We start from the raw sequence: 24,771 nt of genomic DNA, 5'->3' as shown, positions 1-24,771 counted from the left end.
CCGCGGGGGTCGGGCGGCCGTCACGGAGTCTGGAGCTCGGCACCTGCACCCGCGGCGGCCGGCTCGGCGTCCGCGGCCGGTTCGGCGTCGGCCGCCGGCTCGATGTCATCGGCGCCGGCTTCGGGCGTGGCCGGGACAGCGGGGGCCGGCATGCTGGCGATCGCGGCCAGGGTGGCGTCGTCGGGACGCGTGTGCAGGCCCTGCATGTAGCTCGACAGCGCGCTGATCTCTTCGTCGGTCAGCTCGGAAGCGATGTCGGCCATGATGTCGTACATGGCGGTTTCGCGCTCGGTGCTGGTGCCGGCGCGGTATTCCTCGAGGCGGCGCGCGGTGTACCAGGACTGCTGGCCGCCGACGTGCGGGTAGGCCGGGCCGGGATTGCCGGCGCCCGAGGGGCCATGGCAGGCCATGCAGGCGGGAATGCCGCGCTCGAAGTCGCCGCGGCGGAACAGCTGCTGGCCGATCTCGTAGAACTTCATGCCCTCGTAGGGGCCCTCGGTGACCACGGTGTCGTCGGCGATGCCCGCCGAGGTCGGCTGGGTGGCGTAGTGCGCGCCGACGTCGCGCATGTCCTGCGGCGACAGCATCGACGCGAAGGGCTGCATGATCGCGTTGGCACGCTCACCGCTCTTGAACAGCGCCAGCTGGCGGGCCATGTACCGCTCGCTCTGGCCGCCGATGTTGGGATAGATCTCGGGGATGGTGCTGGCGCCGCTCACGCCGTGGCAGGCGGCGCAGACGGCGGCCACCGTGGCGCCGTTCTGGGCGTTGCCCGGAACGGTCGTGGCCAGCTGCGCCAAGGCGTCGACCGCCTCGAGCGGCAGGGTCTCGACCGGCTCGGCCTCCTCCAGCGGGGCGACCGTGGTCTGGGCGAAGGCGACGGCGCCGACCGCCAGGGCGGCGAATCCGACGAGGAGGTAGCTGCGGGCGTGACGCATCTGGCTGAACTCCGGGAAACTGAGGCACCGGGCCGGGGGCACGGTCGCAAGGCCTGTCATTATCCGGTCGCCGGCTCGGCACGGTCAAACCGGCCCCGGTGGCGTTCCGTGCGATCCTGTACGCCATGGCCAATCCCCTTGCCCGCGCCCAGTACATGCTGGCGGCGCACCTTCCCCGCCAGCTGCCTCCCGATGGCGGCTTCGAGGTGGCCTTCGCAGGCCGCTCCAACGCCGGAAAATCCAGCGCGCTCAACGCCCTGTGCCAGCAGAATGCGCTGGCGCGGGTGTCGAAGACGCCCGGCCGGACCCAGCAGCTGGTGTATTTCGAGATGCCCCAGCACCCCGACCGCTTCCTGGTGGACCTGCCCGGCTATGGCTACGCGAAGGTCCCGCACGACCTCCGCGAGCATTGGCAGGCCTTCCTCGACACCTATTTCCGCACCCGCCTCGCGCTGCGCGGGCTGGTGGTGGTGATGGACATCCGCCATCCGCTGAAGGACTACGACCGCCACATGCTCAATTACACGGTCGAACGCGGCCTGCCGGCGCATGCCCTGCTCACCAAGGCCGACAAGCTCTCGCGCGGCGCGGTCGGCAACGCGGTGCAGGCGGTGCGGCGCGACCTGGCCCAGTCCTTCGGCGACACCGTCAGCGTGCAGGCGTTCTCGGGCGAATCCAAGCTGGGCGTCGACGAGGCACGCGGGGTGATCTGCAGCTGGCTGGAGATTCCGGCCAACTGAGTGATTGCGCCGGTTGCGGCGACGCTGTAACCCGGTGGCATGGCCGGTCGCGCGCGTGCCGCGGGATATAGTGGCGGCTTCCGCGCCGGCCGCGTCCGGCGGCCTTGCAACCTGCGTCGACGAGTCCGCCACGTGTCCAATCCAAGCAACAGCCCAGACGCCCCGATCCGCTCGCGCGACGAGCTCGTCGCCTACCTTGCCGATGGCTGCAAGCCGCCGGCCGACTGGCGCATCGGCACCGAGCACGAGAAGTTCGGCTTCCGCCTCGACGACCTGCGTCCGCCAGGCTACGAGGACGAGCGCGGCATCGGCGCGCTGCTCGACGGCCTGACCCGCTACGGCTGGGAGCGCGTGGAGGAGCACGGCAAGGTGGTGGCGCTGCTGAAGGACGGCGCGTCGGTCACGCTGGAACCCGCCGGCCAGCTGGAGCTCTCCGGCGCGCCGCTGGAAACCATCCACGACACCTGTCGCGAAGTGGGCAGCCACCTGTTCGAGGTCAAGGCGGTGGCCGACGAGCTGCGCCTGGGCTTCCTCGGCATGGGCTTCCAGCCGAAGTGGACGCGCGCGGACATGCCGTGGATGCCGAAGGACCGCTACAAGATCATGCGCGCCTACATGCCCAAGGTCGGCGACCTCGGCCTGGACATGATGACGCGCACCTGCACCGTGCAGGTCAACCTCGACTTCTCCACCGAAGCGCAGATGGTGAAGATGTTCCGCGTGTCGCTGGCGCTGCAGCCGATCGCGACCGCGCTGTTCGCCGATTCGCCCTTCACCGAGGGCAAGCCCAACGGCTACCTCAGCTACCGCTCGCACATCTGGACCGACACCGATCCCGACCGCACCGGCATGCTCGATTTCGTGTTCGAAGACGGCTTCGGCTTCGAGCGCTACGTCGATTACCTGCTCGACGTGCCGATGTACTTCAGCTACCGCGACGGCGTGTACCACGACGCCAGCGGGCAGTCGTTCCGCGATTTCATGGCCGGCCGGCTGCCGGTGCTGCCGGGTGCGCTCCCGACCATGCGCGACTGGACCGACCACATGACGACCTCGTTCCCGGAGGTGCGCCTGAAGCGCTTCCTGGAGATGCGCGGCGCCGACAGCGGCCCCTGGAACCGCATCTGCGCGCTGCCCGCGTTCTGGGTCGGCCTGCTGTACGACGATGCCGCGCTGGACGCCGCCTGGGACCTGGTGAAGGACTTCAGCCTGGCCGAGCGCCACGCGCTGCGCGACGGCGTGCCGAAGCAGGCGTTCAAGCTGCCGTTCCGCGGCGGCACCGTCCGCGACCTCGCCCTGCGCGCGCTGGAGATCTCCGCCGCCGGCCTTGCCCGCCGCAACCGCCGCAACGACCAGGACCAGGACGAGCGCCACTTCCTCGCGCCGCTGATCGAGTTCGCCCAGGCCAACGAAACCCCGGCCGAGCGCAAGCTCGCGCTGTACCACGGCGAGTGGGGCGGCGACATCGATCGCGTCTTTCGCGAGTTTGCGTACTGAGCGGGAAGAGCTTTTGCCACGGATTTGCGCGGATTCACACGGATAGAGCAAAGGCAGAGGAAAAAGCTCTTTGCCACGGATTTGCGCGGATTACGCGGATCTTGCTGAGGCAAGCGCTAGCACCATGCTCTGCACCTGATTTTTCCTTCAGTTGGGCTTTCGGCAACAATCTTGCGTCGGTCAGATCCGCGTAATCCGCGCAAATCCGTGGCAAAAAGAGCTTCTCATCTTCTTCTGCTCTATCCGTGTGAATCCGCGCAAATCCGTGGCAAAAAATGATCTGTCCACACACCACGGTGTAGCCTTCGGGCATGAGCATTCCTTCCGATAGCCGTGACGCGCCGCTGCGGGAGCAGCTGGAATTTGCCGGGACCGATGCGCTGCTGCGCGATGACGTGCGCAGGCTCGGGGCGATGGTGGGCGACATGCTGGCCGAGCAGGTATCGCCGGCGCTGCTGGAGCAGGTGGAGGCGGTGCGGCGGGCGGCGATCGCTCGGCGCGAGAACGGGGAACCGGTGGATGCGCTGGCCGGCGAGCTGGCGCAGGTGTCGCCGGACAATGCCGATGCGCTGGTGCGGGCGTTTTCGGCGTGGTTCGGCGCGATCAACCTCGCCGAACGCGTGCACCGCATCCGCCGCCGGCGCGACCACCAGCGTAGCGATGAAGGGCCGCAGCCCGGTGGGCTGGAGGCGGTGCTGGGCGCGCTGCACGCCGATGGCGTGACGCTCGAAGAGCTGGAGGCGCTGCTGCCGGGACTGTGGGTCGAACCCGTGTTCACCGCCCATCCCACCGAGGCCGTGCGCCGTGCGCTGCTGGCCAAGGAGCGCGTGATCGTCGAGCGGCTGGTCGCCGACATCGACCGCACGCGCACGCCCGACGAGCGCTTGAGCGACGAATCGCGCATGCGCCAGGCGCTGGCCACGACGTGGCAGACCTCCGAGGCGCCGATGCTGAAGCCGACGGTGACCGACGAGGTCGACCACATCGGCCACTACCTGGGCGTGCTGTTCCGGGTGCTGCCGGCGTTCTATGAAGTCTTCGCCGACGCGGTGGAGGCGGCCTGGGGGCGGCGCATCGCGCTGCCCAACGTGCTGCGCTTCGGCACCTGGGTGGGCGGCGACATGGACGGCAATCCCAAGGTCGGCGCGGCGACCATCGAGGCGGCGCTCGCCGCGCAGCGCGCGCAGGTGCTGGGGCAGTACCGCGATGAGCTGCGCGCGCTGGGCCAGGTGCTGACCCAGACCCGGGACCGTGCCCACATCGATACCGCGGTGGAGGAGCGCCTGGCGCAGTACCGGGAGGCGATGCCCGTTGTCGCGGGGCGGCTGCGCGCCCGCCAGGCCGACATGCCATACCGGCAGCTGCTGGAACTCATGTCCGCGCGCCTGGCCGCCGCCGGGGCCGACGGCCCCAATGGCAATGCACACGCCGAAGGCAGGGGTGGCGATGCGGATGTCGCCGCAGGCACCGGCGCCTATGCCGGCGTCGAGGCCTTCCTCGCCGACCTGGAGCTGATCGATGCCAGCCTCGCCGCCAACCGTGGCGAGCACGCCGGCCGCTTCGCGCTGCTGCGGCTGCTGCGGCGGGCGCGCAGCTTCGGCTTCCATCTCGCCGCGCTCGACCTGCGGCAGGATTCCGCTGCGCACGATGCAGCGCTGGCGGCGCTGCAGGGAGATGGCGACTGGGCCGGGCAGCCGCTCGAGGCGCGGCTCGCGCAGCTGCACGCGCTGATCGAAACGCCGGTGCCGGCGGTGCCCGATGCCGAAGCCGCGGTGCAGGCGCTGGACGTGTTCCGCACCGTGAAGTCCGCGCGCGCACGCTTCGGCCACCACGCCTTCGGTCCCTATATCGTCAGCATGAGCCGCAGCGCCGCCGACGCGCTGGCGGTGCTGGCGCTGGCGCGCATCGCGGGCTGCATCGAAGGCGAAGGCGAAAGCGAAGTGCCACTGGACGTGGCGCCGCTGTTCGAGACCGTCGACGATCTCGAGGCCGCGGCCGGGGTGATGCGCGCGCTGTTCGACGACCCGGTATACCGCCGCCACGTGCGCGCCCGCGGCGACCGCCAGGTGGTGATGCTCGGCTACTCCGACAGCGCCAAGGACAGCGGCCTGCTGGCCTCGCGCTGGGCGCTGCAGCGCGCGCAGGTCGACCTGATGCGGCTGGCGCGGGACGCGGATGTGCGGCTGGTGTTCTTCCACGGCCGCGGCGGCTCGGTCAGCCGCGGCGGCGGCAAGACCGGGCGCGCGATCATCGCCGCGCCGCGCGGCACCGTCGACGGCCGCCTGCGCGTGACCGAACAGGGCGAGGTGATCCACCGAAAGTACGGGATCCGCGCACTCGCCCTGCGCAACCTCGAGCAGATGACCGGCGCCGTGCTGCGCGCCAGCCTGCGGCCGCGGCCGCAGGAGCCGCGCGCGCGCACGTGGCGCGCCATTGCCGACCGGCTTTCGACCGATTCGCGCGCCTGCTACCGCGCCCTGGTGCACGAGGATCCGGGCTTCGACGCCTACTTCCGCGCGGCCACCCCGGTCGACGTCATCGAGCGCCTGCAGATCGGCTCGCGCCCCTCGCGGCGCCGCGACGGCGGCATCGCCAACCTGCGCGCGATCCCGTGGGTGTTCGCATGGGCGCAGAACCGCTCCGGCCTGACCGGCTGGTACGGCGTGGGCCACGCGCTGGAGTCCGGTATCGCCGCCCACGGTCTCGACGCGATGGCCGGGATGGCGCGCGACTGGCCCTTCTTCGCCGCGATGCTCGACGACGTGGAAATGCTGCTGGCCAAGTCCGACCTCGACATCTTCGAGCGCTATTCGCGCCTGGCCGGTGACGCGCACGACGTCTTCTTCCCCGGCATCGCCGCCGAGTTCGCGCGCACCCGCGACGCCATCCTCGCGATCAAGCGCCAGGACGCGCTGCTGGCCGATGACTACCGCCTGCGCCTGTCGATCCGCCTGCGCAATCCCTACGTCGATCCGATCAGCCTGCTGCAGGTGGAACTGCTGCGCCGCTGGCGCGAGGGCGGGTGCGAGGACGACGACGTGCTGCGCGCGCTGTTCGCGACCGTCAACGGCATCGCGGCCGGGATCCAGAACACCGGCTGACGGAGTAACGTGCTCGACCTGACCCCTCCATCCAGGAGCCGACCATGACCACAAGCGAACCTGTCTTCCACACCAACCCCATGTCGCGCGGCCGCATCGTGCGCTGGATGCTCGAGGAGCTCGGCGTCGAATACCGCACCGTGGTGCAGGAATACGGCAGGAGCATGAAGTCGCCGGAGTATCTGGCCATCAACCCGATGGGCAAGGTGCCGGCGCTGCAGCACCGCGGCGCGGTGGTGACCGAGGCGGCGGCGATCTGCACCTACCTTGCCGACGCCTTCCCGCAGGCCGGCCTGGCGCCGGCCGTGGACGATCCGCTGCGCGGTCCCTACCTGCGCTGGATGTTCTTTGCCGCGGGTCCGGTCGAGGCCGCGGTGTCGGCCAATGCGCTGGGCCTGCTGCCGCCGCCGGAGAAGGCCGCCTTCGTCGGCTACGGCAGCTTCGAACAGACCATCGACGCGCTGGAGGTGGCGGCCACGTCCGCCTCGCCGTGGCTGTTGGGCGAGCGCTTCAGCGCCGCGGATGTCTACGTCGGCAGCCAGGTCGACTTCGGCCTGATGTTCGGATCGATCCCCGAGCGCCCGGCGTTCGCCGCCTGGGCCGAGCGCCTGCGCGGCCGCGAGGCCTACAAGCGTGCGAAGGCCATGGACGATGCGCTGATGCCGGCGAAGGGCTGAGCACACCGGCGCGTTGTCCACTGGAGAGCAGTGACGGCCGTCAATCCTTTGGAGCGACGGCTGCCAGGGCATCGACGTCCGCTGACACGATCAGCTCCAGATGCCGGGTGATTGTCTCCACCGGCCAGTCCCACCACCCCAGTGACTCCAGGCGCGCGACCGTGTCCGGAGCAAAGCGCTGGCGGACGGGCCTGGCGGGGTTGCCGGCGGCGATGGTGTAGGCGGGGACGTCGGAGGTGACCACCGAGCGGGCGGAAACGATCGCGCCGTTGCCGATCCTCACGCCCGGCATGACCAGCGCGTCGTAGCCGATCCACACGTCGTTGCCGATCACGGTATCGCCCTTGTACGGAAGGTCGCCCGGTTCGGGCATGACCTTCTCCCAGCCGTTGCCGAAGATCTGGAACGGATAGGTCGAGATGCCCGACATCTTGTGGTTGGCGCCGTTCATGATGAACTTCGCCCCACGGGCGATCGCGCAGAACTTCCCGATCACCAGCCGGTCGCCGATGAAGGGGAAGTGGTAGAGGACGTTGCGCTCGAATCCTTCGGATTCTTCCGGATCGTCGTAGTAGGTGTATTCGCCGACGACGATGTTCGGATGGGTGATGGTGTTCCTGATGAAGCACACCTGCGGGAATCCATCCATCGGATGCCGGCTGCCTGGATCGGGTCCGTTCATGCAGGTGTCCTCCCGGTCTTGCGCGGCTTCCTCGGCTTGGGCTCGGGCATCAGCGCAGCGGTTTCGAGGATGAGTCGGCGCAGCGCATCGGTATCGTCGAGCAGTTCGTCGGCAACCGGGTAATCCTTGGCGCCGGGATACGGTGGCCGCTGCGGCAGGTCGGGTGCCAGCCGGGTCGTGGCCGCGGACGGTTTGACGAACAGGCTGTTGTCGCAGGCGAAGGCCACGACCTTTCCATCCACATAGACCGCGTACTCGCCGAACATCTTCCTGCGCGTCAGCCGTTCGCCCAGCCCCGCCTGTTCGGCGACGTAGTCGATGAAGTCCTGGTCGGTGGCCATGTGTTCCCCTCCTGTCTGCAGTATGTCGCCAGCACGAGAAATTCGCAGTGTTCGATTGCGGACATGGGGTTTGGGAAGCCAATCGCTCAGCGGTAGACGATGCCGCCATCGATCGGAGGAACCTGGCCGGTCATGTAATCCGAATCGGGACCGGCCAGGCAGCGGCGAGTGAAGGGGTCTCTCAGCGCAGCAGCAGAACCGGCACGTGGCTGGTGCGCAGCACGTAGGTGGTGGTGCTGCCCACGATCATGTTGCGGATCCGGGAGTGGCCGTAGGCGCCCATCACCAACACATCAACACGTTCTTCATCGATCGCTGCACTGATCGTCTCGTTCACCGCGCCACTTTGCTGTCGCGATTCGACCTGGTGGCCATGTTCGCGGAGTGTCTCCTCGGCCCAGTGAAGTGCCGAGGCCTGCTGGGCATCTGCTTCGCCAACCATCAGGACCACGACGTCGAGGCCACGGAAGAGCGGGCTGGCGGCCACGATCTCGATGCCCTTGCGTGTGGTGGCGCTGCCGTCGAAGGCGACCATGACGCGGCGGGGCTCCCTGAAGGTGCGTGGGGCGACGAGCAGCGGGCGACGCACCGAACGCACCACCCGTTCGAGCTGGCTGCCCAGGTGACCCGTATCGAAGTCGGCATGCTCGCCACGCTTGCCGATCACGAACATGCGGACATCGGGTTCGAGTTCGCCCAGCGTCCCGGACAGTGAGCCGTGGCGAAGTCGCGTTTCCGCGGCGACACCGTGGCTTGCCTGCGCCGCGGCCTGGACTTGCTGGAGCAGGAGCCTGCCGGCTTCCTGCGCCAGCTTGCCCCGCTGCTCGTCCAGCTGCACCAGCTCCGCAAGCAGCTGTTCGCGGGTGTCGAGTGCCAGGTTGCCGCTCAGGTCCGGCGCCCCGGGCTGGCCGCGGCGGCGGTCGAGTACGTGCACGAACTCGAGCGGTGCGTCCAGGCGCCGGGCGGACCAGGCGGCGTACGACGCAACGCTCCCGGTGTAGACCGAGTCGTCGATGGCGGCCAGCACGCGGCCGCCGACGTGCAACAGTGTCTTGGTCATGTTCATGGCAACTCCTCAGTGTCCGCCCATCAGGCGTTCGGCATCGGGCTTGTCGTGCACCCCCAGCGTGTAGACCAGGGTGGCGCTGGCCTCGTTCATGCCGATGATCTCGACTTCGGTGCCTTCCCGGCGAAGCTTCAGGACCACCTCGTCGAGGGCGCCCACTGCGCTGAGGTCCCAGAAGTGCGCATTGCCGACATCGATGACCACCTTCTCGACCGCGTCCTTGAAGTCGAAGCGCGAGATGAAGCTGTCCGCCGATGCGAAGAAGACCTGGCCGGTCACCCGATAGCGGCGTTGGCGGCCCTCGTCCGTCACCACCGACTCCACGTGCAGGACCTGGCCGACCTTGCGCGCGAAGAACAGCGCGGACAGCAGCACGCCGGTCAGGACGCCCTTGGCCAGGTCATGGGTGAAGACGGTCACCAGTACCGTCGCGACCATGACGATGCTCGAAGTCCGCGGATGCGTCCGGAGGTCCCGGATCGAGGACCAGCTGAACGTGCCGATCGACACCATGATCATGACCGCAACGAGTGCGCCCATCGGGATCAGCTCCACCCAGGGCCCGGCGAACACCACCATGAGCAGCAGGAACACGCCGGCCGAGAACGCGGACAGGCGGCCGCGGCCGCCCGACTTCACGTTGATCACCGACTGGCCGATCATCGCGCAGCCGGCCATGCCACCGACCAGGCCGGACGCGATGTTGGCAACGCCCTGGCCCACGCACTCGCGGTTCTTGTCGCTTGGCGTGTCGGTGAGCTTGTCGACGATCTGCGCCGTCAGCAGCGACTCGAGCAGGCCGACCACGGCCAGCGTCGCGGCGACCGGGAAGATGATGCGCAGCGTCTCGAGCGTCAGCGGCACGTCCGGGAACAGGAACACCGGAAGGCTGTCAGGCAGCTCACCCATGTCCCCGACATTGCGGATATCGAGCCCCAGCACGACCGCAACCACGGTCAGCACCACGATCGCCACCAGGGGCGAGGGCACCGCCCTGGTGACGCGCGGGAAGAGGTAGATGATGCCGAGCCCCGCCGCGGTGACGGCGTACACGGTCCACGGCACGTTGGTCAGTTCCGGCAGCTGGGCCATGAAGATCAGGATGGCGAGCGCGTTGACGAAGCCGGTGATCACCGACCGCGATACGAAGCGCATCAGCACACCGAGCTTGAACATGCCGGCGATGATCTGGAGCAGGCCCGTCAGCAGCGTCGCTGCCAGGAGATATTGCAGGCCATGGTCTTTGACGAGGCCGATCATCAGCAACGCCATCGCACCGGTGGCGGCGGAGATCATGCCCGGCCGGCCCCCGGTGAAGGCGATCACCACCGCGATGCAGAACGACGCGTACAGCCCGACCTTCGGGTCGACGCCCGCGATGATGGAGAACGCGATGGCTTCCGGAATCAGGGCCAGCGCAACGACGATGCCGGCGAGAAGATCGCCGCGCACGTTGCCGAGCCATTCCTGGCGCAGCGTGGAAAAATCCATGGGAGTGTCCTGCCTGTGACTGAGCAAAGAGTGCGTCGCGCCGATTGCGCGGACGAGTGCTGGTCAGTTGCTAGGGCGGCAGGATGGCAGACATGTTCTCGAACGAGACCCGGGCGGGGGCTGATCATAACACCGACAAAACGGTGCGCTGGTGCTCGAATACGCCGCGTTCGTCTGTCCATCGATAGCCACTTCGCGCTCGACGGCCTGGTGGCCGCGTTCCGGCATCAGGAGAGCGGGCAGCACTGGGCATCTGGAAGCCTTATGGAAGGCTTCAGATGCCCGCAGCTACACGCACGCAGGTACGCCGAACGACTTGCGTGCGCTGGCAGGAAAGCGGAAAACAAGCCCCGACTACAGGGACGGGTTGATCAGATACTTCTCGCCGGTCGACTTGCGCTCGTACGCAGCCAGGATCCCCGGCTGGAGCGCATCAGCGAGGCTGATGGTCTTCGTGTAGTGGCTGGCGAAGGTCGTCCCGAGCTCATCCACGACGCGTTGCCGCATCCGCGCCGCGACCTCCTGGCCCGCCTTCTGCATGAACGGGAAAAGCAGCCATCCGCCGACGTTCCAGGCAAAGCCGAACGTCCGATCGATCACGGTCGGCCCGGTGTCCAGGGCGCCGTAGATATAGACCTGCTTGGGCGTGTCCGAGCCGTAGCGGTTGTAGATGGTGCCCCCGCGGCTGGCGACCGTTTCCATCGCCTGCAGGATCTGCCCGGCCAGCTTGCCGCCACCGATGGCGTCGAAGCCGATGGTGGCGCCCGTTTCAGCGATCGCTTCCGTCAGCTCGGCCTGGAAGTCCGGCGCCGTGCTGTCGACGATGTGGCGTGCGCCGATGGCGCGGAGGATCGCCGCCTGCGCGCTGCTGCGCACGATATTGACGAGCCCGATGCCGTCAGCAAGGCAGATCCTGTTGAGCATCTGGCCCAGGTTCGAAGCCGCGGCGGTCTGCACGATGGCGCTGTGCCCCTCGGCCTTCATCGTCTCGGTGAAGCCAAGCGACGTCAGCGGATTGACGAACATCGACGCGCCGTCGGCGACATCCACGTCATCGGGCAACAGGATGCAGTCCTGGGCCCGCAGTTTGCGCAGCTGCGTGTACATCCCGCCGCCCAGCATCCCGACCTTTTTCCCGAGGAAATGCTGCACATTGCGGCCCGCCATGACGACGGTGCCCGCACCCTCGTTGCCGACCGGCAGCGACTGGTCCAGCCGGCTGCGAATGGCCGCCAGGCGCTGCTGCGGAATGTCGGCGACCAGCACCGGCCGATCCGGCGTGCCTTCGGCCCTGACGGTCGATACATCGGCGGGGCCGAGCAGGAGCCCGAGGTCGGACGGATTGATGGGGGTGGCCTCGACCCGCACCACCAGCTCATCCGGGCCGGGCTCATCCAGCACGACCGGCTCCAGGCTCAGGCGAAGCTGTCCATCGGACGTCGCCAGCGATCGCAGTTCCAGTCCACTCATCGTCTTGTCCATCTCTGCTGCCTCATTTGGGTTGTTCAATGTCGAATACCAGCAGCGTCGACGTGGCCGTCGCACACAAGCGGCCGTCACCGTCATGCAGCGTTGCCTCGGCGAACGCGACGCGCCGCCCCATCGAGATGACCCGGCCGGCTGCGCGCACCGTGCCGCTGCTGTCGGTGAGCGGGCGCAGGTACGACACCTTCAGTTCGAGCGTGGTGTGTCCGCGCCCGGCGTCGAGCTGGCTGTGGACGGCAATGCCGCAGGCGCTGTCGAGCAGTGTCGCGGCGTAACCGCCGTGCACCGAGCCGAGGGGGTTGTAGACGGTCCGGTCGGGCGCGCCTTCGAACACCGCATGGCCGCGATCGACTTCGACCAGCGTGAAGCCGAGCGTTTCGCCCATCGGCGGCTGTCTGGAGCCGGCCACCATCAGGGCGCGAAGCTGCTCGAGGCCGTTGAGCGCGCCGTCTCCCCACGTATCCACGGCGCTCACCACGGCTCGTGGAAGGGTCGGACCTCGGCGAGGAACGACCAGGCGTCGCGCGGCTGATGCGCCAGGTGCCAGACCTCGCCTGCGATCGAGGCGGGCGAGATGAAGAAATCGTCCGCCGCATCGGGCAGCCGCTCGCGCTGCCAGGGCACGTCGATCACCGCGTCGATGACGAGATAGGCGACGTGCACGCCCTTCGGCCCCAGGTCGCGGGCCAGTGATTCCGCCAGGATCCGCTGCGCCGCCTTGGTCGGCGCGAACCCGGCAAAGCCCGCCCTGCCGCGTTGGGCGGAGGTGTTGCCGGTCACGATCAGCGCGCCCTCGCCAGCTGCCACCATCGCCGGGGCGGTCAGCCGCGCGAGGTTGAACAGCGCCATCGCGTTGATGTCGAAGTTCTTCTGCAGCGTCTCCGCCTCGATCTCCATGAAGGTGCCGAACGCGCCGCCCACGGCGTTGTGGACGACCACCTTCGGCATGCCGATACGGGTGATCGCCTGCTCGAGCGCGGCCACGTCGGTCACGTCGCAGGGCACGGCGACGGTGTCGGGGATCTCCCTCTCCAGCGCCGCGAGGCGATCGGCGTCGCGCGCCAGCATCGCCACGCGGTAGCCGCCCTCGGCGAAGCGCCGCACCAGGGCAGCGCCGGTGCCGGGACCGACCCCGGTCACGAGGGCGAGTGGTTTGGTGGTCTTGCCGGTCATGCGGCTTGCTCCAGCTGCGCGAGATGTTCGCGCACGAAATCGAGACGGTCGTTGCCGAAGAACATCGCGTCGCCGACGAACATGGTCGGCGAACCGAACACGCCGCGTTCGACGGCTTCGCGGGTGTTGGCGTCCAGCTGCGCGATCGTTTCGGGTGCGTCGATCCGCCTGGCGATCGCGTCGACGTCGACATTGATCCCGGTCGCGGCCGCGGCGATGACGGCGAGAATGTCGTCCTTCGTGGCCAGTGCCTTGGCTTCACTCCAGCAGGCGCTGTACAGCGCCTGCGTGACTGTCGCGGCATCCGCCGGCGACTCCGCGGCCAGCACCGCGCGCGAACAGGCGTCTCCATCGTTCGCGCGCATGTCCGACGGGTTCAGAGCGAAGCCGTAGCGCTGCGCCCAGCGCGCCAGATCGGTGCGGGCATAGCGTCCCTTGGCCGCACAGGTGAGCGTGGTCGGTACGTTTCCGACCGCCTCCATCAGCTTCAGCACCTGCATCGGCCTGAGCACGAGATCGACGCCCATCTCGCGTAGCTGGGTGAAGGCGAGGTAGCTGTACGGGCTGCGGAAATCGTAGAAGAGTTCGATCGATCGGGTCATTGGGCTGTTTCCGTGGCGAGGTTGTCGAGAAGGTGGCGGACGCGGTCGTCTGCGCCGGGCCCGGGGCGAAGCTGGATGCGGTTCGTGGGCACGGCCGTGCCGGTCTCGGGATCGACCAGCGCCAGGCGCAGCGGTCGCCCGGTCTCGCGATCGATCGTCTCCACGGTCGGCGCGCCAAAGCCGCTCGCATCCCAGCGATCGCCCCATTCGCGCAGTGCGACGCTGACCTTCCACAGGTCGCGGCCCTTGGCCGTCAGCCGGTATTCGACCCGTGGCGGCCGCTCCTGATAGCGCGACTGTTCGACGATGCCGTGCTGCGTCAGGTACTTGAGGCGCGCGGCCAGCGTGGCAGTGGGAATGCCCGTGCCCGCGCGCAACTCGTCATGGCGGCGGAGTCCGAGCGACAGGTCGCGGATCAGCAGCAGCGTCCAGCGATCCCCGATCAGCTCGAGCGCGCCCGCGATGGAGCACCGCATTCCCGCGAAAGACTTCACTTTCACCTTGCCGGCACCTTATAACTTCAATTATTGAAGTATAGGTGTTCCTCGGCTTTTGTCGAGTACATCGAGTCATCGCGAAGACCGCGACCTCCCTTGCCCCAGGCGGGGAAAGTGAGTCGGCCGACGGTCCGACCGCCGGCCCAGGCCCGTACCGTTCTTCAGGCGCCGCGCGGCAGCACCGTCAGCACGCGCGCGATGAACCCGTGGAATTCCTCGAGGTAGGTGCCCAGGAATTTCGCGGTGGCCGCGTCCGCGATCTCGCCGGCATCGTTGAGCATGCCGTCCTTGAACTGGATATAGGCCTCCGGCGAGTTCATCTGCGGCGAGTTGAGGAAGCCGAGGATGCTGCGCAGGTGCTGCTGGCCCACCGCGGTGCCGATCGCGCCGGGCGAGGTGCCGATCACGCCCGAGGGGATATTCGCGAAGGAGTTGGTGCCCCAGGGGCGGCTGGCCCAGTCGATGGCGTTCTTCAGGCCGCCGGGGATGGAGCGGTTGTATTCGGGCGTCACGATCAGGATCGCATCGGAGGCCTCGATGGCCTTCTTGAAGCTGCGGCCCGCCTCCGGGTAGTCGGCATCGTAGTCATAGGTGTAGAGGGGCAGGTCGCCGAACGGGATTTCCTTGAAGCTGAGCTGCGGCGGCGCCAGCTTGAACAGCGCCTGGGCGAGCTTGCGGTTGATCGACTCCTTGGCGAGGCTGCCGATCAGGTAGCCGACGTTGTAGGTTTTCATGGCTTGCTCCTGGTGGTTGATGGAAAGGTCGCCCGATCGGTGCCGGGTGGTGTCGCATCGGCCTGCATCGCGCCCGTCGTCGTGGGCCTGGATCGTCCTTGACTCCGGCCCGGGCAGGGCGCAAACAGGACCAGGGCGTGCGCCCTTGTTTCGGCTGGCCGCACCGCCCGGATCCCACTGAGGAGGACGGCGCCATGCTCGACTGGAACGAATACCGCAAGGACCTGACGAAGCGCATCTCGGAGATCGGGACGCTCTCGCCGGACACTGTCCGTGGTTATACAACGCTGGGCGGTGCGGGGGCGCGAACGAACCACCTGGATGCCAAGACGCGGGAGTTGATCGCGCTGGCGGTCGCGGTCACCACGCGCTGCGACGGCTGCATCACCGTGCATGCCCAGGCCGCGCGGAAGCACGGCGCCAGCCGCGAGGAGATTGCGGAAGCGCTTGGCGTGGCGGTCGCGCTGAACGCGGGCGCGGCGCTGGTGTACTCGGCCCGGGTCATGGATGCGGTCGATGCCCTGGAGGATCCGGAGCCTCAGGCGGGCGGCTGATCCCGGAACAGCCACAGCATGGCGCGGCGGTAGGCCTCGCCGATGGAGGCGGCGTGCGTGCCTTCGGGCAGCACGATCTGTTCGACCTCCCAGGGCGCATCGCTCCGCCCTGTCCAGAACGTCCGCCACTCCACGGCGTTCTGCATCCGCGCGGCGGTGTCGCGGGCGCCGCTGGCGATCGCCATCCGCAGGTCGTCGCGCGCGTGGGCGCCTGGCGTTGCGAACAGCTGTTCGCGCGCGGGGTCGAACGAGGGGTTGCTCGCGATCCGCCCCCAGAACAGGTCCGGCGCCTGCAGCGCGGACCAGAGCACGAAATAGCCGGCGCGGGATTGTCCGACCAGGACGCGCCGCGCGGCATCGGCGCGGTACCTGCCTTCGACTTCGGGCAGGAGCTGCTCGCTCAGGAAGCGGTGGAACGGCTCCGCTCCGCCCTCGCCGGGGCGCGTGTCCGCGGCGAGCCCGGTGAAGTCGACGCTGCGCTTGTTGATCGACGGGTCGAATCCGCCGTAGGCGATGCCGACGATGATGGCCTCGGGCAGCTTCTCGTCGTAGCCGAGGAACAGGTGGGTGGGCGCGAGGAGGGGGAACAGGCTGTCGCCATCGAGCAGGTAGACGACCGGGTATGTCCGCTCGCCCGACGTGTCGTAGTCCTCGGGCAGGCGCACATAGATGTGGAGCGTTCGGCCGTTGGCCCGGGAAACCAGCGGGAAGTAGTCGCCCTTCAGGGCAGGCAGATGATCGAGCGGCACGGCGGCTTTGGCAGCGGCCGTCGGGGCCGGTGAAGGCGCGTCCGGCTGCCGTGCGACAGCCGCGCCGCACAGCAGCGCCGCGAGCAGGAACGCCATCAGGGGCAAGGGGTTGCGCATGCTGCGGCGGAGTCTAGCGCGCCGGTGGCGTGGGCATCCATGCCGCCCCGGGGCGACCGGGTTCACGGCTTCGAAAGACGGCGCGCATTGGCCGAAGCCAGGCGCTGCCAGGGCGCGATGCTATACTGCCCCCCACTATCCACCGAGCCCGCCCGGATGCCCCATTCGCCCGAGGAGAAACGCAAGGTCCTGGCGCGCATCCGCCGCATCGGCGGCCAGTGCGAAGGACTGGAGCGCGCGCTCGAGGCCGGTGCCGACTGCGGCCCGGTGCTGCAGCAGATCGCGGCCATCCGCGGCGCGGTCAACGGACTCATGAGCGAGGTGCTCGAGTCGCACCTGCGCGAGCAGTTCGGCCAGCCCGCGGCCGATCCGGCCGATCGCCAGGCGCGCGTCGCCGAAATGACCGGGCTGATCCGCTCCTACCTGAAGTGATCCGCCACGCATGACCCGCGGCGCCGCGCGCCGCTCCCCACATCCCGTTTGCCAGGAGTAACGCCATGAAGTCCCGTGCCGCCGTCGCCTTCGCCCCCGGAGAGCCCCTCAAGATCGTCGAGCTCGACGTCGCGCCGCCGCAGAAGGGCGAAGTGCTGGTGAAGATCACCCACACCGCGCTCTGCCACACCGACGCCTTCACCCTGTCCGGCGACGATCCGGAAGGCGTGTTCCCGGCGGTGCTCGGGCACGAGGGCGCGGGCATCGTGGTCGAGGTCGGCGAAGGCGTCACCAGCGTCAAGCCCGGCGACCACGTGATCCCGCTGTACACCGCCGAGTGCGGCGAATGCCTGTTCTGCAAGAGCGGCAAGACCAACCTCTGCGTGTCGGTGCGCGCCACCCAGGGCAAGGGCGTGATGCCCGACGGCACCACCCGCTTCAGCTACAACGGCGAGCCGGTCTACCACTACATGGGCTGCTCGACCTTCAGCGAATACACGGTGGTGGCCGAGGTCTCGCTGGCCAAGGTGAACCCGGACGCGAACCCGGAGCACGTCTGCCTGCTCGGCTGCGGCGTGACCACCGGCATCGGCGCGGTGCACAACACGGCCAGGGTGCAGGAAGGCGACAGCATCGCCGTGTTCGGCCTGGGCGCGATCGGGCTCGCGGTGATCCAGGGCGCGGTGCAGGCCAGGGCCGGGCGCATCATCGCCATCGACACCAACCCGGACAAATTCACCCTGGCGCGCGAGATGGGCGCCACCGACTGCGTGAACCCGAAGGACCATGAGCAGCCGATCCAGCAGGTGATCGTGGAGATGACCGAGTGGGGCGTGGACCACAGCTTCGAGTGCATCGGCAACGTCAACGTGATGCGCGCGGCGCTGGAGTGTGCGCACCGCGGCTGGGGCCAGAGCGTGGTCATCGGCGTGGCCGGCGCGGGGCAGGAGATCAGCACGCGACCGTTCCAGCTGGTGACCGGCCGCAAGTGGCTGGGCACCGCGTTCGGCGGGGTGAAGGGCCGCAGCCAGTTGCCGGGCATGGTGGAAGACGCGATGCGCGGCGACATCAAGCTCGAGCCGTTCGTGACGCATACGCTGCCGCTGGATCGGATCAACGAGGCCTTCGACCTGATGCATGAGGGCAAGTCGATCCGGACCGTCATCCACTATTGATCCGAGGTTGTCATGGAACGCATTGAACATCGCGCCTGCTTCGGCGGCTGGCAGGACGTCTACCGCCACCGCTCCGAGACCCTCGGCTGCGACATGACCGTCGGCGTCTACTTTCCGCCGCAGGCCGCCGACGGCCCCTGCCCGGTGCTGTACTGGCTTTCGGGCCTGACCTGCAACGAGCAGAACTTCATCACCAAGGCCGGCGCGCAGCGCTACGCCGCCGAGCACGGCATCATCATCGTCGCGCCCGACACCAGCCCGCGGGGCAACGACGTGGCCGACGCCGAGGGCTACGACCTCGGCAAGGGTGCGGGCTTCTACGTCAACGCCACGCAGGATCCGTGGGCGAAGCACTACCGCATGTACGACTACATCGCCGACGAGCTGCCGGCCTGGGTGGAGGCCGATCCGTCCGCCAGCGACGCGCGCGCGATCAGCGGCCACTCGATGGGCGGGCATGGCGCGCTGACCATCGCGCTGAAGAACCCCGGCCGCTACCGCAGCGTGTCGGCGTTCTCGCCGATCGTGGCGCCGTCGCAGGTGCCGTGGGGCGAGAAGGCGTTCGGCGCCTACCTCGGCGAAGACCGCGAAGCGTGGAAGCAGCACGACGCCGTCGAACTGGTGAAGTCGGCGAAGGAAAAGCTCCCGCTCCTGGTCGACCAGGGCGACGCCGACGAGTTCCTCGACGGCCAGCTCAAGCCGCACCTGCTCCAGGCCGCCTGCGAAGCCATGGGCCACCCGCTGGAACTGCGCATGCAGTCCGGCTACGACCACAGCTACTACTTCATCGCCAGCTTCATCGGAGACCACATCGCGCACCATGCGAAGGCGCTGCGGGCCGGGTGAAAAGCTGAAGAGCTCTTTTGCCACGGATCTGCGCGGATAAAAGCAGATAGGACGTAAAGCACCGAGGCACCGCGCCTCTTCTGCTTGATTGGATTTGATCCGCGTAATCCGTGGCAAAGCTTTTCTCTTGCTGCCCGGCCTTCCACACTTGCCCGGTGCTCCGCGTCGGTTCAAGCTTCGGCTGGGTCCGTATGCATATGCAGGGGAGTGGGTCATGGAAGCAGGTTCGACGAAAGTGCCGGCCAGCGTGTGGGTGGTCGGCGTGCTGGCGCTGCTGTGGAACCTGGTCGGGGTGGCCGCCTTCGGCATGCAGCTGGCGATGCCGGCCGAGGCGCTGGAGGCCATGCCGGCCGACCGGCGCGCGATCTACGAGGCTGCGCCCGGCTGGCTGTACATCTTCTACGGCGTGGCGACCATCGGCGGCGTCATCGGTTCACTGGGCCTGCTGCTGCGGCGACGCTGGGCCGTGCCGGTCTACCTCGTCGCACTGGTGGCCCTGGTGCTGCAGGTCCTGGCCAGCTACGCGGTCACGCCGGCCTGGTCGCTCGGTGGCGCCGCAAGCCTCGGCTTCCCCGTGTTGCTGGTGGCGATCGCGATCGCCCTGTGGCTCTTTGCGCGCCGCATGTCCGCCCGCCACATCCTGCGTTGAGTCTGTCCGGCTGCGAACGCCGCGGAAGAGCAAGAGCTTTTTGCCACGGATTCACGCGGATAAAAGCAGATAGGACATAGAGCACCGAAGCTCCGCACCTCATCTGCTTTGATCAGATTTGATCCGCGTAATCCGTGGCAAAGCTTTTCCCTGATCCTTTCCTGTGCCGCACTGCGACACGCGCCAATGCCTCCTGGCGCCGCATCAGGTCGCCAGCCGGAAGTCCGTGTAGGCGAAGCGTGCGTCGCGGAGTTCCGTATTGCCGCGTTGCAGTGGGACAGGGACTGCGAACATCGGGCCGTCCGCCACGCAGGTGTGGAATTCGCCGTGTTCGCCGCAGGGGTCCACGGCGGCCGGAAGGGAATCGAGCAGGGCCTGGTCGAAGTCGCGCCCCGCGAAAGCGGCGTCGAGCTGCTGCGTGTCGACGCAGCACAGTGTCGCGCGCAGCCCGCCGGCAATCATTTCGCGCGCCAGCTCCACGGTGTCGCGGCCGAACAGCGGGAACAGCGGCGCCCAGCCCAGCCGCGCGCACAGCGCCTCGCGCCAGGCGCGGATGTCGGCCAGCAGCAGGTCGCCGAAGGCGATATGGGTGATGCCTGGCCAGCGCGCCTGTGCGTCATCCAGGGCCGCGGCAAACGCCGCCTCGTAGCGGGCGTTGTCGCAGTCCTGGGGAATCCGCGATTCAAGCAGTGGCAAACCCGCGGCCGCGGCCTGTGCGCGCAGCACGTCCACGTGTACGCCTTGCATCGAAGCCCGTTCGAAGCCTTCGGTGATCGTCGTCAGCAGGCCCACGACGTCGACCTCGCCACGTTGCCGCATCGCGTGCAGCGCCCAGGCCGCGTCCTTGCCGCCGCTCCAGGCCAGCAGCGCGCGCGGACGTGCCGCGGGCTCAGCCGGCACGGACGTCGCGCAGTTCCCAGGCGCCGCCGGCAAGCAGGCGCAGGCGGTGCTTGAACACGTCGCCGCGCAGGCGGGTGTTGGCCACCAGCTCGACGCGGGTCTCGCGCTGGGTGCCCTCCACGCTGGCCGTGGGATCGGTGGCGCCGAGCAGCGGGTCGACCTCGTCGGGCTCGTCCTGGGTGGCACGCCAGCGCTCGAACAGGTGGTCGTCGCGCAGCGCCTCCTGCAGCTCGCGCGCGAAGGCTTCGGCGCCGTGCGCGGTGAAGGCGAGCTCGCCCGCGCCGCGTGCGGCGTCGGGGTCGGGGATGGCGATGAAATAGCGCGTGGCCATGGCGGCGTCCGGAATGTGTTGTTGCGACAAGCTTAGCCGCCGACCCTGTTAACCCGATGTTGTACCGGCCTCAATCGAAGGCGTGGTCGGCCGCCGCGAAGCCGACCACCACCGCGCCACGGCCGACGTTGACCATGCCCGTCGTGCTCATCACGCTTTCGAACACGTCCACGTTCTGGTCGGCGCAGGCATCGCGCAGGCGGGTGTAGCCCGGCAGGTCGCGCATTTCGTCGAGGCGGCCGCCGTAGCAGAGGGTGACGGTCGGAGTCAGCAGGCCGGCACGCACGCGGCGCGCGGCGAAGTCGAACATCTTCTCCACCGCCGGCTCGAAGCCCTTCACCTTGGCCACCGGGCCGGTCTCGCCGCGGAAGCCGCGCAGCACCGGCTTGATGTCCAGCGCGGTGCCGATCGCGGCGCTGAACAGGCTGACGCTGCGATCGCCCTTGGCGCGCGCGCGGTTGCGGATGTAGTACAGATCCCGCGGCACCAGATAGCCGTACGTCTGGCTGGCCAGCTCCTCCAGGCGCGTGCGGATGCGCGGCGGCTCATCACCCGCGGCGCGCATGCGCGCGGCTTCCACCGGCAGGATGCCCTGCGCGCAGAACAGGTTCCGGGTGTCGATCACGCGCAGCGCGAACGGGGTGTTGTTGCCCGCCGCGGCGCGCGGCTGCTTGTAGTCGTTGAGGATCATGTAGCTCGCCTTCTGCGCGTTGGCGAAGATCGGGCTGCGCGATCCGGTGATCGTCATGCAGAAGACGTAGTCGTAATCGACCACCAGCCGCTCCAGGAACAGGTCGCGGATCTGTTCTGGCGTGTAGGGAATGGTCTCGGCGCTGGCGCCGCGCTCGGCGATATGCGATTCGAGGAAGGCCAGGGTCTGCGCCTCGTCGCGGTGGTCGGCCTGGACGGCGTCGCCGATGCGCACGGTGATCGGCAGGATCTCGACCCGTTCGCGCTCGAAGAACTCCCAAGGCAGGTCGCAGGCGGAATCGACGACAAGACCGATGCGCATCGCGTGTTCCCTTGGCAGTGCTGGCCCGGGGATCGTCGCACGGAGCGTGCCCGGGGTCACGTTTGCGACGCGCCGCGCCGCGTGCGGGGCGGCCAGGCGCCTCAGCGCTGGCGCGGCGTCTCGCCCCTGCGCCCGGCCTCCTCCGCCTCCGCGCGCTCGCGGCTGCGGATGAACAGCGGCACGCCGAAGCCGATGCCGATCATGATCAGCGTGCCGCCGATCAGCAGCCAGCCCACCGGGCGGGCAAGGATTTCAACCAGGACTGGATGCATTGCGGATCTCCCCAAGGGCCTGGGGAGATCATTGGCCATCGTGGGCGGCGGCGTGTTGACCCTGGTCAAGGCCACCGCGGGACCTGGTCCGCGGCGGCCCGGGAGGCCGGCGTGGCGGTCAGCGCCCGCCGCTGGCCGGATATGCCCGCGGCAGCTCGCCGCGCGCGGCGTCGGGTTCGGCGCGCAGGTAGCGGTCGCGCAGTTCGGTCTGGCGCGAGCGCATGTCGATCGCGCGGCCGTCGAACCACACCTGGCTGGCGAGGCTGGCGACGTCGAGGGGGTCGCCGTCCCACAGAACCAGGTCGGCGCGCAGGCCGGGCGCGATGGCGCCGATTTCGCCGTCGACGCCGAAGCTGCGCGCCGGCACGCGGGTCAGGCCGGCGAGGCCGTCTTCCCAGGGCAGGCCGTGGGCGACGGCGTTGCCGGCGAGCTGGCGCAGCTTGCGCGCGTTGTGCGAGGAGTCGCCGGCCTGGGTGAAGCCGACCTCGACGCCGGCCGCGCGCAGCACCGCGGCGCTGCGCAGGCTGGCGTGGATGCGGTCGAAGTTGGCGGGCAGGTTGTCGAGCGGATCGATGAAGACCGGCACCCGCGCCGCGGCCAGTTCGCGCGCCACGCGCGCGGCCTCGCCGCCGCCGCGGATCGCGACCCGCACGTCGTGCTTCTTCGACCAGCGCAGCAGCTGGCGGATGTCGGCCGCGCGGTCCACGGCCACCACCAGGGGGCGGTTGCCGTCGAGGTGCTGCTGCAGGGTGGTGCGTCCGGCCGGGGTCAGCAGCGCCGAATGCGCGCTGGCGGGGATGCGCCCGCGTGCTTCATCGACGAGCTGGTCGAGCAGCATCCACTGCGCCGCGCGCGAGCCGCCGGTGAGGTTGGCGGCGCGGCTGCCGAGGTCGATGAACAGCAGCTTCGGGCCGGTCGGCTGGTCGCCGCCGTCCAGGCGCATGGTCGCGCCCTGGCCGCCGATGATCGAGCCGCCGGCGCCAGTGCTCGCCGACAGCAGGGTGAAGCCGATGCCTTCGATACGCGCGACCGGCAGCAGCAGCGAGTCGGGGTTGTAGGCCAGGGTGACGTCGAACTCCGGCCGCACGGTCATGTCGTGTGCGCCTTCCCCCAGCGCCAGGCGACCATCGGTGGTCGCGCTTTCTCCCGACACTTCCTCGATGCCGATGCCGGTGATGCCGCCGAACAGGGTGGGCGTGACCGGCCTGCCATCGGCTTCGACCACCGTTGCGCCGCCCGCGTCGAGGCCGGTGCCGACCGCGATGATGCGCCCGTTGCGCACCAGCACGTCGGCGCCCTGCAGCGTGCCGCGCTCGGTGGCGGTGTGCACGGTGGCGTTGCGGATCAGGAGGTCCTCGGCTGCGGCGCCGGCGGAGGCGGCCAGCATCGCAGCCAGCGCAAGCCCCTGCACGCGGTTCATCGGGCACCTCCGGTGGCCGCGCCGCGGCCAAGCATGAAGTCCGAGCGCGGCTGGCGTGCGGGGTCGTTGCGGTCGTAGACGCGGGCGCCGTCGATCCACACCTGTTCGGCCAGCGCGTAGGAGCTGAAGGGGTTGCCGTTCCACAGCACCACGTCGGCCATCTTCCCGGCCTCCAGCGTGCCGGTGCGGTCGGCGATGCCCATGGCCTTCGCCGGGTTCCGCGTCAGCCAGGTCACCGCATGTTCGGGCGCGATGTCGATGCCCGCGCGGCGCGCATTGGCCATGACCTTGGCGGTCTCCTGGTTGAGGCGCTGGATGCCCTCGTCGGAGTCGGAGTGCACGATCGCGCAGCCGCCAGGCGCGCGGTCGACGATCGCGATGTTTTCCTGGATGCCGTCGAAGGCCTCCATCTTGAAGCCCCACCAGTCGGCCCACAGCGCGCCGCAGACGCCTTCGCGGCCGAGCCGGTCGGCGATCTTGTAGGCCTCGACGCCGTGGTGGAAGGCGGCGACCTTGAAGCCGAACTCGTCGGCCAGGTCGAGCATGGTGATCATCTCGTCGGCGCGGTAGCAGTGGATGTGGACCAGGATCTCGCCGTCGAGCGCGCCGGCCAGCGTCTCGAGCTTGAGGTCGCGCTTGCCGTCCTTGCCGCCATCCTTGCGCTTGTCGCGGTAGTCGGCGGCATCGATGAAGGCCGCGCGGTAGCCGGCGACGTTGCCCATGCGCGTGGCCGGGCCGCCCTTCTGGCCGTAGACGCGCTTGGGGTTCTCGCCGCAGGCCATCTTCAGGCCGTGCGGCGCGCCGGGAAACTTCATTCCCTGGTAGGTGGTGGCGGGCACGTTGCGCAGCGTCACGCCGCGGCCGCCGACCAGGTTGGCCGAGCCCGGCAGGATCTGCAGGGTGGTGACGCCGCCGGCCAGCGCGGCGTGGAAGCCGGGATCCTGCGGCCACACCGAGTGTTCGGCCCAGACCGCGGCGGTGACCGGCGAGGTCGCCTCGTTGCCGTCGCTGTGCGAGCGCGTGCCCGGACTCGGATAGACGCCGAGGTGGGAGTGGATGTCGATGAGGCCGGGCGTGACCCACTTGCCGCGGCCATCGACGCGGATCGCATCCGCCGGTGCGTCCAGCCCCACGCCGACGGCGACGATGACGCCGTCGCGCATCATCACGTCGGCGCCTTCGAGCCGGGCGCCGGTGCCGTCGAGCACGGTCGCGCCGCCGACCAGCACCGGCGCGCTGGCGATGCGCTGGTAGGTGCTGGGATAGGCGTCGCCCGGGGACCCGCTCGAG

The 24,771-nt window shown here is 69.0% G+C and carries 27 protein-coding genes and 1 pseudogene; 9 read left to right on the top strand and 19 right to left on the bottom strand.

What is annotated here, in order from left to right:
- Nucleotides 1-20 precede the first annotated feature (20 nt).
- Nucleotides 21-938, bottom strand: coding sequence for a c-type cytochrome (locus E2169_RS12800; protein ID WP_132987006.1), 918 nt, complete (start codon nucleotides 936-938; stop codon nucleotides 21-23).
- A 125-nt stretch (nucleotides 939-1,063) separates the two neighbouring features.
- Here E2169_RS12800 and yihA point away from each other — a divergent pair, with 125 nt between their 5' ends.
- Nucleotides 1,064-1,678 (top strand): ribosome biogenesis GTP-binding protein YihA/YsxC, encoded by a 615-nt coding sequence (yihA, locus tag E2169_RS12795; RefSeq protein WP_132987005.1) that lies wholly within the window; start codon nucleotides 1,064-1,066, stop codon nucleotides 1,676-1,678.
- Between the two features lie 132 nt (nucleotides 1,679-1,810).
- On the top strand, nucleotides 1,811-3,175 hold the full coding sequence (locus tag E2169_RS12790) for a glutamate--cysteine ligase (protein ID WP_132987004.1): 1,365 nt from the start codon (nucleotides 1,811-1,813) through the stop codon (nucleotides 3,173-3,175).
- A 34-nt stretch (nucleotides 3,176-3,209) separates the two neighbouring features.
- Here E2169_RS12790 and E2169_RS12785 read toward each other — a convergent pair whose 3' ends face one another.
- Nucleotides 3,210-3,488 carry a hypothetical protein gene (locus E2169_RS12785; protein WP_132987003.1) on the bottom strand — a complete coding sequence of 93 codons (279 nt, stop codon included), beginning with the start codon at nucleotides 3,486-3,488 and terminating at the stop codon, nucleotides 3,210-3,212.
- Here E2169_RS12785 and ppc point away from each other — a divergent pair.
- Both ppc and E2169_RS12775 read left to right on the top strand, forming a co-directional pair.
- A complete protein-coding gene (ppc, locus tag E2169_RS12780) occupies nucleotides 3,487-6,276 on the top strand; it encodes a phosphoenolpyruvate carboxylase (protein WP_132987002.1) in 2,790 nt (929 codons plus the stop codon). The genes E2169_RS12785 and ppc overlap by 2 nt on opposite strands.
- Nucleotides 6,277-6,320: 44 nt before the next feature.
- A complete protein-coding gene (locus E2169_RS12775) occupies nucleotides 6,321-6,953 on the top strand; it encodes a glutathione S-transferase family protein (RefSeq protein WP_132987001.1) in 633 nt (210 codons plus the stop codon).
- Nucleotides 6,954-6,993: 40 nt separating this feature from the next.
- On the opposite strand, the gene E2169_RS12770 is transcribed toward E2169_RS12775, so the two are convergent.
- The 10 genes from E2169_RS12770 to E2169_RS12725 form a co-directional block, all read right to left on the bottom strand.
- A complete protein-coding gene (locus tag E2169_RS12770; RefSeq protein WP_132987000.1) occupies nucleotides 6,994-7,635 on the bottom strand; it encodes a Vat family streptogramin A O-acetyltransferase in 642 nt (213 codons plus the stop codon).
- Nucleotides 7,632-7,976, bottom strand: coding sequence for a TfoX/Sxy family protein (locus E2169_RS12765; protein WP_132986999.1), 345 nt, complete (start codon nucleotides 7,974-7,976; stop codon nucleotides 7,632-7,634). Before E2169_RS12765 ends, E2169_RS12770 begins: the two co-directional genes overlap by 4 nt.
- A gap of 181 nt (nucleotides 7,977-8,157) precedes the next feature.
- A complete protein-coding gene (locus E2169_RS12760) occupies nucleotides 8,158-9,036 on the bottom strand; it encodes a universal stress protein (RefSeq protein WP_132986998.1) in 879 nt (292 codons plus the stop codon).
- A gap of 15 nt (nucleotides 9,037-9,051) precedes the next feature.
- Complete coding sequence (locus E2169_RS12755) at nucleotides 9,052-10,533, bottom strand: SulP family inorganic anion transporter (RefSeq protein ID WP_132986997.1); 1,482 nt, start codon at nucleotides 10,531-10,533, stop codon at nucleotides 9,052-9,054.
- 354 nt (nucleotides 10,534-10,887) lie between these two features.
- Nucleotides 10,888-12,015: a zinc-binding dehydrogenase gene (locus E2169_RS12750; protein ID WP_132986996.1), complete on the bottom strand. Its 1,128-nt coding sequence runs from the start codon at nucleotides 12,013-12,015 to the stop codon at nucleotides 10,888-10,890.
- A gap of 10 nt (nucleotides 12,016-12,025) precedes the next feature.
- Nucleotides 12,026-12,493, bottom strand: a complete 468-nt coding sequence (locus tag E2169_RS12745; RefSeq protein ID WP_229659172.1) for a PaaI family thioesterase — start codon at nucleotides 12,491-12,493, stop codon at nucleotides 12,026-12,028.
- Nucleotides 12,490-13,191, bottom strand: coding sequence for an SDR family NAD(P)-dependent oxidoreductase (locus E2169_RS12740; RefSeq protein WP_132986995.1), 702 nt, complete (start codon nucleotides 13,189-13,191; stop codon nucleotides 12,490-12,492). The genes E2169_RS12745 and E2169_RS12740 overlap by 4 nt, the downstream gene beginning before the upstream one ends.
- Nucleotides 13,188-13,793, bottom strand: a complete 606-nt coding sequence (locus E2169_RS12735) for a 2-hydroxychromene-2-carboxylate isomerase (RefSeq protein ID WP_165942421.1) — start codon at nucleotides 13,791-13,793, stop codon at nucleotides 13,188-13,190. Before E2169_RS12735 ends, E2169_RS12740 begins: the two co-directional genes overlap by 4 nt.
- Entirely contained in the window at nucleotides 13,790-14,287 is a 498-nt protein-coding gene (locus E2169_RS12730) for a winged helix-turn-helix transcriptional regulator (RefSeq protein WP_132986993.1), read from the bottom strand. Before E2169_RS12730 ends, E2169_RS12735 begins: the two co-directional genes overlap by 4 nt.
- A 164-nt stretch (nucleotides 14,288-14,451) precedes the next feature.
- Nucleotides 14,452-15,024 carry an NADPH-dependent FMN reductase gene (locus E2169_RS12725; protein ID WP_132986992.1) on the bottom strand — a complete coding sequence of 191 codons (573 nt, stop codon included), beginning with the start codon at nucleotides 15,022-15,024 and terminating at the stop codon, nucleotides 14,452-14,454.
- A 194-nt stretch (nucleotides 15,025-15,218) separates the two neighbouring features.
- Between E2169_RS12725 and E2169_RS12720 the strand changes: the two genes are divergently transcribed.
- Nucleotides 15,219-15,578, top strand: coding sequence for a carboxymuconolactone decarboxylase family protein (locus E2169_RS12720; RefSeq protein WP_132987017.1), 360 nt, complete (start codon nucleotides 15,219-15,221; stop codon nucleotides 15,576-15,578).
- Here E2169_RS12720 and E2169_RS12715 read toward each other — a convergent pair.
- On the bottom strand, nucleotides 15,563-16,444 hold the full coding sequence (locus E2169_RS12715; RefSeq protein ID WP_132986991.1) for an alpha/beta hydrolase: 882 nt from the start codon (nucleotides 16,442-16,444) through the stop codon (nucleotides 15,563-15,565). The genes E2169_RS12720 and E2169_RS12715 overlap by 16 nt on opposite strands.
- Before the next feature lie 156 nt (nucleotides 16,445-16,600).
- Here E2169_RS12715 and E2169_RS12710 point away from each other — a divergent pair, with 156 nt between their 5' ends.
- The 4 genes from E2169_RS12710 to E2169_RS12695 all read left to right on the top strand — a co-directional run bounded on the left by E2169_RS12710 (nucleotide 16,601) and on the right by E2169_RS12695 (nucleotide 19,546).
- A complete protein-coding gene (locus E2169_RS12710; protein WP_132986990.1) occupies nucleotides 16,601-16,876 on the top strand; it encodes a metal/formaldehyde-sensitive transcriptional repressor in 276 nt (91 codons plus the stop codon).
- Between the two features lie 65 nt (nucleotides 16,877-16,941).
- Nucleotides 16,942-18,051, top strand: a complete 1,110-nt coding sequence (locus tag E2169_RS12705) for an S-(hydroxymethyl)glutathione dehydrogenase/class III alcohol dehydrogenase (protein ID WP_132986989.1) — start codon at nucleotides 16,942-16,944, stop codon at nucleotides 18,049-18,051.
- A 12-nt stretch (nucleotides 18,052-18,063) separates the two neighbouring features.
- On the top strand, nucleotides 18,064-18,897 hold the full coding sequence (gene fghA / locus E2169_RS12700; RefSeq protein WP_132986988.1) for an S-formylglutathione hydrolase: 834 nt from the start codon (nucleotides 18,064-18,066) through the stop codon (nucleotides 18,895-18,897).
- 214 nt (nucleotides 18,898-19,111) lie between these two features.
- Complete coding sequence (locus E2169_RS12695) at nucleotides 19,112-19,546, top strand: hypothetical protein (RefSeq protein ID WP_132986987.1); 435 nt, start codon at nucleotides 19,112-19,114, stop codon at nucleotides 19,544-19,546.
- A gap of 204 nt (nucleotides 19,547-19,750) precedes the next feature.
- On the opposite strand, the gene E2169_RS12690 is transcribed toward E2169_RS12695, so the two are convergent.
- The 6 genes and pseudogenes from E2169_RS12690 to E2169_RS14665 form a co-directional block, all read right to left on the bottom strand.
- On the bottom strand, nucleotides 19,751-20,446 hold the full coding sequence (locus E2169_RS12690) for a Dph6-related ATP pyrophosphatase (protein ID WP_229659171.1): 696 nt from the start codon (nucleotides 20,444-20,446) through the stop codon (nucleotides 19,751-19,753).
- A complete protein-coding gene (locus E2169_RS12685; protein WP_132986986.1) occupies nucleotides 20,436-20,777 on the bottom strand; it encodes a hypothetical protein in 342 nt (113 codons plus the stop codon). The genes E2169_RS12690 and E2169_RS12685 overlap by 11 nt, the downstream gene beginning before the upstream one ends.
- Before the next feature lie 70 nt (nucleotides 20,778-20,847).
- The gene (locus E2169_RS12680; RefSeq protein WP_132986985.1) at nucleotides 20,848-21,789 is read right to left on the bottom strand and encodes a DegV family protein; all 942 of its coding nucleotides are present in this window, start codon (nucleotides 21,787-21,789) and stop codon (nucleotides 20,848-20,850) included.
- A 101-nt stretch (nucleotides 21,790-21,890) separates the two neighbouring features.
- The gene (locus tag E2169_RS14280; protein ID WP_165942420.1) at nucleotides 21,891-22,061 is read right to left on the bottom strand and encodes a hypothetical protein; all 171 of its coding nucleotides are present in this window, start codon (nucleotides 22,059-22,061) and stop codon (nucleotides 21,891-21,893) included.
- Nucleotides 22,062-22,179: 118 nt separating this feature from the next.
- A complete protein-coding gene (locus E2169_RS12675) occupies nucleotides 22,180-23,481 on the bottom strand; it encodes an amidohydrolase family protein (protein ID WP_132986984.1) in 1,302 nt (433 codons plus the stop codon).
- Nucleotides 23,478-24,128, bottom strand: a pseudogene (locus E2169_RS14665) (amidohydrolase family protein); the annotation flags it as partial. The gene E2169_RS12675 and the pseudogene E2169_RS14665, both read right to left, overlap by 4 nt.
- Nucleotides 24,129-24,771 lie beyond the last annotated feature (643 nt).

This window comes from Luteimonas terricola (assembly GCF_004352845.1).
GTDB classification, from domain to species: Bacteria; Pseudomonadota; Gammaproteobacteria; order Xanthomonadales; family Xanthomonadaceae; genus Luteimonas; species Luteimonas terricola.
The sequence above is the reverse complement of the archived record's forward strand: the minus strand, read 5'-3'. Positions and strand labels throughout refer to the sequence as shown.